The 2,982-nt window shown below is 45.4% G+C and carries 3 protein-coding genes; 2 read left to right on the top strand and 1 reads right to left on the bottom strand.

Annotation, left to right across the window (positions count from 1 at the left end):
- Nucleotides 1-1,210: molybdopterin-dependent oxidoreductase (locus CVN76_RS23855; RefSeq protein ID WP_157805778.1), on the bottom strand; the 1,210-nt coding region annotated here is incomplete at its 3' end.
- Between the two features lie 323 nt (nt 1,211-1,533).
- Here CVN76_RS23855 and CVN76_RS23850 point away from each other — a divergent pair.
- A complete protein-coding gene (locus tag CVN76_RS23850; RefSeq protein WP_100533302.1) occupies nt 1,534-1,896 on the top strand; it encodes a DUF2294 domain-containing protein in 363 nt (120 codons plus the stop codon).
- Between the two features lie 90 nt (nt 1,897-1,986).
- Nucleotides 1,987-2,859: a LysR family transcriptional regulator gene (locus CVN76_RS23845; RefSeq protein WP_100533303.1), complete on the top strand. Its 873-nt coding sequence runs from the start codon at nt 1,987-1,989 to the stop codon at nt 2,857-2,859.
- The last annotated feature ends 123 nt before the right edge of the window (nt 2,860-2,982 follow it).

The raw sequence follows: 2,982 nt of genomic DNA, 5'->3' as shown, positions 1-2,982 counted from the left end.
GGAACAATCCGTCTGTAGCAGGCGATTGGCAATAACGAGAGCAATTGTCGACGTTATTCGTCTCGAATACTTGTCGTGCCAGCTTTTGAATGACATAGTTTTCTTCATTCGTGATTTTGGAGGAAGAAATGAAGCCTACGGAGTTGCCGCCATGCTGTTGTTTGATCGAACCGAGTCTTGAGGCGACCAGATCCAGTGCTTCATCCCAGCTCGATTCGATGAATTTGCCATTTTTCCGAATGAGCGGTTTGGATAATCGTTTCTCGGAGTTTACGAAATCCCAGCCGAATTTCCCTTTGACACATGTGGAAATCGCATTGACGGGAGCATCATGAGTCGGTTGGATTTTAAGGATTTTCCGGCCCTTAGTCCAGACCTCGAATGAGCAGCCAACCCCGCAAAACGTACAGACCGTTTTTGTCTTCTTCGTCCGTTTCTCACGCATGGCCGCCTCGATTTCCGAAAGGGCGAAAATCCCGCTGTACCCAGGCTCCACTTCTTTGACAAGGTCAATCATTGGTTCGAGCAAATCGTTTTTGATACCTGACATGAACCCAGCCTCACCGAGCATTGACTTCTCCATTAATGCATTGCAGGGACAAATGGTTACACACTGTCCGCAGCCGACACATGATGAGCTGTTGATTTCGGAGCCTTCATCCCAGATGACCCTTGGGCGATCAGCTTCCCAATCGATGGATAGTGTCTCGTTGACCTGAAGGTTCTGGCAGACCTCGACGCATTGCCCGCATGCAATGCATTGATTGGCATCATAACGGTAAAATGGGTGCGACATATCGACATCGGCCAATTTCACTTTCGGTGTGTAAGGGTATTTCTGGTGTTCAATTTCCATTAATTCTGCCGTGTTGTGAAGCTTGCAATTGCCGTTATTATTATCACACACTGTACAGTATAAGGAGTGGTTTTCCAGAATCCGATCCATCGCTTCGGTTTGGGCTTCTTTTGCGCTGCGTGAGCCCAGGGCAATATCCATCCCGCTCATGGCCACGGTCGAACAGGACCGGACGAGTTTGCCATCGACTTCGACAATGCAAGTGTCACAGGTCTGGATCGGATCGACCTCGGGGACATAGCAAATTTGCGGGTGGGCTAGCCCATTTTTGTTGATAACCTCAAGTATCGTCAATCCGGCTTTTGCCGTATAATCCAAGCCATTGATTTTAAACGTGCTCGTCGAATTGCTCATAGACCTTCCCCCTTTTTAGCAAAACACAACAAAAAACCACCATGAACACACCTCCGCCTCTAAAACGTTGGTGTAGGTCATGGTGGAATAGTTTAGTAGCAAAACTTGCCAATATACCAATCATACCATTATGTATGGACGATGAAAAAGAAAGAGACGCAACAATCCATTATTGCATAACCAACTTTCAACACTGATATTATACCTTTATTTACAAAAAGATACAATCCTGCACTGCAGCGGACGTTCGCCAAATACCTTTCGTTTTTGAGTTTCGTGATTTATGATAAGGAAAAAAGAAGGCGATTTGGAGTGAGTGCATGATGTCAAAGGTGATTCACGAATTCAATGATATGATCCGTAAGCTGCGCAAGGAACTTTTCGGGAAAGGGCCGGAACGGATCCATACTGTTTTCGTTGAAAATATGGCCGTCACCACATTGCATGGGAATTTAACCCCGACGGAAATATTCATATCCAGCACAGAGGAAGGCAGGGATATGGTCCATTCTGCACGAACAAAAATGATTCAGGATGTATACTCCGTAAATCCTCCGGATGGAATGGAAGAACTGGTGGGAGCCAAACTTGTTCATCTGTTTTCAGATTTTAAAGTGGAAGAAAATATAGCGATCTCCGTATTCGTTTTCGACAAGGAAATAGCGGGGAAGCATAACGGGCATTGATCACGCATGTCCATGCATGCTCGACTGGACAAAGTCCTTTGTATTTGTAGGGAATATCCCTACTTGAAAAAAGCGATCGGGGGAAGTTCCATGAATGAAAGGGATTGGCATATTTTAAAGATATTGCATGAACATAAGAATATCACTAAAACGGCGCAAAGCTTATATATCTCGCAGCCTTCTTTAACGAAAAGGATCCAGCAGATGGAGAAGGAGTTCAATTTGAAGATTGTCGAGCGGGGAACAAGGGGAGTGCAGTTCACCCCTCAAGGGGAATATTTGGCGATCTGTGCTGATGAGATGCTGATCAGGTTGAGGCAAATCAAAGAGACGGCGTTCAATATGGGACAGGAGATCAGTGGAACATTAAGGCTGGGCGTCTCCAATTATATTACGCTGCATAAGCTGCCCGGATTGCTGAAAAAATTTCGTGAACGATACCCGCAGGTGGATTTCCATGTGACTACAGGCTGGAGCAAGGAAGTACTGAACCTCATTTACAAGGAAGAAGTTCACGTCGGGATCGTCCGGGGCGATTATCAGTGGTCAGGAGCTAAGCATCATCTTTTTGAGGAGACGATTTGCATTGCTTCCAAGGAAAAAGTCGAAGTCGGGGACCTGGCTTCATTGCCGAGAATCGATTACAAGACCGATGCACTCCTGAAAACGATGATCGATAATTGGTGGAGGAAAAATTTTCAAGGTCCGCCGTTAGTTGGGATGGAGGTGGACAAAGGGGATACATGCAAGGAAATGGTCAAAAATGGCCTCGGGTATGGAATTCTTCCCAGTGTTTTATTGGAGCACGACCCATCCTTAAGGCAAATGGAGCTGAGGGATGAGCAAGGAAACCCGCTTATCCGGAATACGTGGATGTTATATCATGAAAAGTCCCTCGAACTAAAGCTGGTCAAAGAGTTTGTCGAATTTGTCGCGGGCGTTGATTTCATGAGGGATTTATAGGAGGAGCGCAGAAACTTCTGTGCTTTTTTGTCATTCTATTTTTGAATGGATATCGATAATTTATTGGTATTTTGATTATGGCACACACAGGATTATGATGGAAGGAAGGTAGCAATCAACAGG

The organism is Bacillus sp. mrc49, assembly GCF_002803435.1.
This window is presented reverse-complemented; position numbering and strand designations above follow the sequence as displayed.